At 33.3% G+C, this 5,353-nt stretch carries 5 protein-coding genes; 3 read left to right on the top strand and 2 right to left on the bottom strand.

Going from position 1 to position 5,353, the window contains the following annotated elements; translation table 11 throughout:
* The 3 genes from AFK68_RS12205 to AFK68_RS12195 all read left to right on the top strand — a co-directional run.
* On the top strand, nt 1-415 hold a 415-nt coding region (locus AFK68_RS12205), incomplete at its 5' end, for a hypothetical protein (protein WP_210407369.1).
* Nucleotides 416-693: 278 nt separating this feature from the next.
* A complete protein-coding gene (locus AFK68_RS12200) occupies nt 694-1,836 on the top strand; it encodes a glycosyltransferase family 4 protein (RefSeq protein ID WP_094673056.1) in 1,143 nt (380 codons plus the stop codon).
* Between the two features lie 634 nt (nt 1,837-2,470).
* Nucleotides 2,471-2,851, top strand: coding sequence for a hypothetical protein (locus AFK68_RS12195; protein WP_094673054.1), 381 nt, complete (start codon nt 2,471-2,473; stop codon nt 2,849-2,851).
* Nucleotides 2,852-3,191: 340 nt separating this feature from the next.
* Here the strand turns inward: AFK68_RS12195 and AFK68_RS12190 are convergent, their stop codons facing one another.
* Both AFK68_RS12190 and AFK68_RS12185 read right to left on the bottom strand, forming a co-directional pair.
* Nucleotides 3,192-3,539 carry an endonuclease/exonuclease/phosphatase family protein gene (locus AFK68_RS12190; RefSeq protein WP_371357347.1) on the bottom strand — a complete coding sequence of 116 codons (348 nt, stop codon included), beginning with the start codon at nt 3,537-3,539 and terminating at the stop codon, nt 3,192-3,194.
* Nucleotides 3,540-3,725: 186 nt separating this feature from the next.
* On the bottom strand, nt 3,726-4,142 hold the full coding sequence (locus tag AFK68_RS12185) for a hypothetical protein (RefSeq protein WP_094673052.1): 417 nt from the start codon (nt 4,140-4,142) through the stop codon (nt 3,726-3,728).
* Nucleotides 4,143-5,353: the final 1,211 nt, after the last annotated feature.

Genomic DNA, 5,353 nt, shown 5'->3' with positions numbered 1-5,353 from the left:
GTATAGGATAATGGAATTTTCTGCTTTTATAAATTATAAAAACTTTCCTATTTTAATCCAGGATAATAAACCGTTTAGAGAAGGCTCTTTAGTTATGAAAGGTAAAAAACAAAAACCATTCACTGGTAATTTATGTTTTCCTTATCGCCCCTTTAAATGTTTTTATTCTGCTCAACCAGAACCAAGTGATTTGATTATTATTTTTCTTCCCACAAAACCTTTTACTGGTAAAGAACCTCTCACTCGTAGAGAATTAATTAATAAATTTGAAAAAAATTCAGTTAAACTATTTCACTATCAACCAGAATTTCCAGGAATAGAAAGTATACTTTACTTTTTTTGCAAAAATAGAATTGATGAGCTATGGTTAAATGCGTATGTCTTTAGTGACTTTAATACAGGTAAAACTAGGTAATGGAATTTAGACTAAATAGTTGAAGATACAACTAAGGAATGAGCGGACGGGGAGCATCAAACCCTTTGTGGATTTTCTTAATAATCGTAAGCATTCAGCTATTAGCGTTCAGCTCTCAGCTTTTTAATGAACTATATGGTTTGATAGACTCTTTTATCCATACTTTTAATTCTTTGAAATCTCTCAATTATTTTTTCCTCCTTGATAAAGTAATAAAGCTGATAGCTAATAGCTGACCGCTGAATGCTTACTAATAATCTAAAAATTTGGAGATAAAATTGGCTAACAAAGTTGTTCAAAAAAAAGGAAATATATTTGTTTTTCTGGAAATTTTATCTTGTGAAGGTGGCATTCAGTCTTATGTAAGAGATATTTTTCAGGCTTACCAAGACTTAACAAATTCTGCCAAACTTGACGACTCTTTTCTAGAATCAGATATCTTGTTACTAAGAGATGGTAAAGATTGTGAAAATTCTTATAAGTCTAAGAGTCTAAATTTCTATTATTTGAAAACTCAGTCTGTTTGGTTAGGGAGATTAAGATTAGCCACAACATTACTATGGTTTTTACTTAAAAAACAACCTAAACAGGTTTTTTGTGGTCATATTAATTTAGCTCCATTAGTTCAAATTTTGTGTGTGCCTCTAGGCATTCCCTACACAGTTTTAACTTATGGTAAGGAAGTGTGGAAACCACTACCAAATAAATATCAACAGGCATTAAAACAATCATCTAAGATTTTAACTATTAGTCGTTATAGTCGCGATCGCTGTTGTGAAAGTAACCATCTAGACCCAGAAAAGTTTCAATTGTTACCTTGTATGGTGGATGGGGATAAGTTTATTCCAGGAGTTAAACCTGTAGATTTGATTGAGGGTTACAATCTTCAGGGGTCAAAAGTCTTAATGACTGTTGCTAGACTTTGGTCGGGAGACCCCTATAAAGGTGTTGATGTAACAATTCGAGCGTTGCCTAAAATACTACAATTTTTCCCAGAAGTCAAGTATTTAGTAATTGGACGGGGAGATGACCAACCTCGTTTGGCAAAGTTGGCTCAAGATTTGGGAGTAGGGGAAAAGGTGGTATTTGCAGGATTTGTACCTACAGAAGATTTGGTTAAACATTATCAGGTAGCTGATGCTTATGTAATGCCTTCTCAGGAAGGGTTTGGTATTGTTTATTTGGAAGCAATGGCCTGTGGAGTGCCAGTTTTGTCGGGAGATGCTGATGGTTCGGCGGAACCTTTACAAGATGGAAAGTTAGGATGGCGAGTGCCTCACCGAGACCCAGAGGCGGTAGCTAATGCTTGTATAGAAATGCTGAAGGGAGAGGATAAAAGGTGTGATGGTCAATGGTTGCGAGAGGAAAGTTTAAAGGTTTTTGGTAGGGGAGCTTTTACTGAAAGAGTAAGAGAACTTTAAAATTTTTCGGCNCGAGACCCAGAGGCGGTAGCTAATGCTTGTATAGAAATGCTGAAGGGAGAGGATAAAAGGTGTGATGGTCAATGGTTGCGAGAGGAAAGTTTAAAGGTTTTTGGTAGGGGAGCTTTTACTGAAAGAGTAAGAGAACTTTAAAATAATGAATTATTAATTATTAATAATTAAGGTTTGCTGATTAAATTTAAAAGCATTGACAGAAAAAGGTTAAAATAATGAATAATTAATAATGAATCCTTAATAATTAAGGTTTAAGGAGGCTATTATGAACGACCACCTATTCTATAACTCCCTGTTACTGCTAATTCTTAACTACTCTCTACTTCAACAAAAAGACTTTTTCAGCAAGTTCTAATTAATAATTACCGAAAAATTGTGGGTATGCGCCTCCCTTTGGATAGGGGATAAAAAAGAGAATATTCTTTATGTCAAGCCTCCTTATTCCATAGAGGCAGGTAATAACTGATAAAGCTGATAACTAATAACTGATAACTGAAATTACCTCTGGTTAAAATCTAGAGAATTGAACTAATTCTGCTGTCGGTATAATAATTATTTAATCACTCATAACTAATAGCTGAATGTTTACGAATAAAGTTTATTAAAGGAGATAATTTAAGTGAATCAAGGGAACTCAAAAATATTTCAATTAACTATGTCTAGTATTGGTAATTGGCTAATTATTTTAGCTATTGTTTGGTTACTGGGTTCTGTAGGGTTGGGATGGTTAGTTAATTCTATTTTGATATTATTTGGTTTGATTTTAATTGCACCTGTAGTTGCATTTATTGGTTTGCGTTGGTGGTTAAATCGCAATTTAATTATTGATAAATGCCCTGTTTGTAGTTATGAATTTACTGCTTTAAATCAGACTCAATGTCAATGTCCTAATTGTGGAGAACCACTTAAGGTTGAAGAAGGTAACTTTAGTAGGTTAACTCCTCCTGGTACTATTGATGTTTCGGCAGTGGAAATTAATGCAAGGCAAATTGAAGATTAAAGGTATTAGTATAAGCATTCAGCTATTAGTTTTCAGCTTTCAGCGATGAATTAAACTCATCATTTTGGAAGAAATGAAATAGGGAATATAGTCAGCATTCAGTTATCAACTAAACTATTTATTCTGATTCCTGAGTCTTGTCTCCTGACTCCTAAGCAATAACCTAAATATTTGTAGCAAAAAGTTGATCAAATCAACTAAACTATTTATTCTGACTCCTGACTCCTGTCTCCTGACTCCTAAGCAGTAACCTAAATATTTGTAGCAAAAATTTATCAAAATGGTATTATTTACTAATGAATAAATCTGTAATTAAAGGTATATTATCTGAACCTAATTCTCAACTTAGATTAGCTTTTGTTTCAACATTTACAACTTTAATTTCTGAACTGATTAAACAATGATCTATGGGGATTTGAAAAAATCTTGATAAGATATAAAATACTATAGAATGACTAAATCCTTTTGCAGGCCAACTAGGAAGAATACCAAACCCTAAACGACTATTTCTTAACCCAGTTTTCTGTTCTAATTTTTGATAGTAAGGAGACCACATAGTTGTATTCAAATCTCCTGCCATAATCACTGGATTGTTTAATTTTTGAATGTATTTAGCAAGTTCTTCTAAGATTTTATTCCGTTTTTTGAAGGTGTTTATCTTTACAGGAACGGTGGGATGGGTTGCTATTAAATTAATAACTTTTTGATTGATTTTTAATTCAGTAATAATAGTAGGTCTTTTCGGAGCAAAAAATTATATTGAGTAATTGTTGAGAGGAAATTTGCTGTAAATTGCAATAATTCCATGGGTAGATTGAGAAACAGAATTAATTGAATTTGGTAAAATATCGGATAATGTTTGGAGATTTTGCAGTCATGTATTTGTAGGTTCTAAAAAAATTGCTATGTCTGGATTTTCTGTTCTTACCATTTTGGCAATTTCTGAATATTGATAATTTCTGCCTCTGTAAAGGTTGTGAACTAAAATTCTTAAGTTAGGGGTTTCTTGACTAATTCCATTTTGATAAATATACCAAGGCAAAATAGGGGTGAGATTGATAATTGTGCAAAATGTAGCGACTAATAAAAATCTTTTTTTGCCGATTATGCTTAAACAAAATAACAAAATTAAGCTGACTACTAAATATTGAACTTTGAAATGAGAGATTAGCTCGAAAATTATGCCTTTTTCCCCATAACCTCCTAAACAAAATAAAGTAGTAATTATGATTCCTGTTGTTAATAGGTAACTGAGGATTGTTTTTAGTTTATCAAACCAGGATATTTGCATATAGACTCTGGATTATTTTTGTTGAATAAAAAATCATGCTTATAGCCGAGCAGCACCCAATAGAATAACTATATCATAATTTTTAAATATTTACAACCTTAGATTATTTTGGGAATTTTTTTTGGAGCTTTAGAAAATGAAATGAAATATAGCAGTTGCTATGGCTTTGAGAATATATGGAATAGCGACTTCCCTAAAACTAATTAGGATAAACAACGGAATATTCACGATAAATTTTCTCTGTTTTGATAACCAAAGCCTTTTGCTATATATCAATCAAAAGATACTATCCCACGCTACATTCTAATATGTAGGAATAGGAATTATGTTCCATTGTGCATGAGGTCTACTAGCTGGACTAGCACCTTTAAGTACATGAAGTACCACAGTATCCCGGTTACCAGTAGCAGCAGCAGTGGGAGAACAACCACGACACCGAGCTACATATTTCTCTGTATTCTTGAGACCATAGTTGCCATTAGACAGTAGTTCAGGAGTAAATTGAGCGTTAGGGCTATTTGGATTATTGTGATTAATAACTAGAAAGTCAGGAGATGTACCACCTTTGATACAACGATTACACCGAGCTACATATTTGCCNTCTGTATTCTTGAGACCATAGTTGCCATTAGACAGTAGTTCAGGAGTAAATTGAGCGTTAGGGCTATTTGGATTATTGTGATTAATAACTAGAAAGTCAGGAGATGTACCACCTTTGATACAACGATTACACCGAGCTACATATTTGCCATTGTCTGACTTAAGGGCAATTTTCCCACCAATTGGAACAACTATGAAATGAGTATAAGGACTAGAATATTGGTTGTGTAGTACCACGGTATCACGAATATTGGTAGACTCCACAGTTTCTTGGCAGTCTCTACACCGAGCCATGAATGTTCCAGTGTCAGCTACTTGTAAGGCTACTTTTCCTCTAGGAAATGAGCTGTCTTGGCTATTTGCTAATGGTGCAGTTAAGGTTAAAGGTCCAATAGCTGCAAGAGTTAATACTAATGTCAACCACTTTTTCATTTTTCTTGAAAAAAAAATCAACTAAGTAGGCAAGTTACTACCATTACTTTTACTTTATCATAATTTTTCACTTTATCCAAAAATTCTATTTTCGTTGAAATATTTTTATTTGGAGCTGTCAGAAATAGAGCAATTTTTTAGACCTAATTAGGGTTTGCTGAAAAAAGCAGAGTGTGGGG

It is taken from the genome of Hydrocoleum sp. CS-953 (genome assembly GCF_002260545.1).
In the GTDB taxonomy this organism is placed as follows: domain Bacteria; phylum Cyanobacteriota; class Cyanobacteriia; order Cyanobacteriales; family Microcoleaceae; genus Trichodesmium.
This window is presented reverse-complemented; position numbering and strand designations above follow the sequence as displayed.